The organism is Actinomyces sp. HMSC075C01, assembly GCF_001812965.1.
In the GTDB taxonomy this organism is placed as follows: Bacteria; Actinomycetota; Actinomycetes; order Actinomycetales; family Actinomycetaceae; genus Actinomyces; species Actinomyces acetigenes.
On sequence record NZ_KV810912.1, the window covers coordinates 1 to 510 of the forward strand.

General features: G+C 70.6%; 1 protein-coding gene. It reads left to right on the forward strand.

Annotated features, from left to right (window positions below):
- Positions 1 to 149 precede the first annotated feature (149 nt).
- Complete coding sequence (locus HMPREF2883_RS00085; RefSeq protein ID WP_141758960.1) at positions 150 to 509, forward strand: hypothetical protein; 360 nt, start codon at positions 150 to 152, stop codon at positions 507 to 509.
- Position 510: the final 1 nt, after the last annotated feature.

Genomic DNA, 510 nt, shown 5'->3' on the forward strand with positions numbered 1-510 from the left:
TGGGGAGTTCTGCCCATGAGGACAGGGGCCTTGGTCCCTGTGTGCTTGCTGATCGGCAGGTTAACTTTTGTGATGTTCCCTGATTCCTACAAGACTTCTCCCCGGGGGCACGATGGTGGTGCTTCCTGGGTGGGTGGTTGGAGTGGTTCGTGATGGTGTTGCGGGTGGTGTCCGAGGAGCTGGCGCGGGTGGTGTCCTTGGCTGATGAGTGCTCGGCCACGGTGGGGTCGGTCAGTGTCGAGCCCGGCAGCGGCGGTGACCTGGGGCCGGGGGTGCTGGTGGCGGCTGCGGCGGCCTACGCCGCGGCCCACAGCGCCGGTGCTCGCGACGGGGCCGCAGGCGCCGACCAGATCGCCGGCGGGGTCAAGTACGCCATGTCCGCCCTGGCCGAGACCGATGAGTCCTCAGCCGCCGGCGCCCACAACCTGATGAGCACCGGCGCCAGCGCGGGCGCGGGTGCGGGTGCTCGCGCCGGCCAGGCCCGTGGCGGCCTGGGGGCGGGTCGATGAG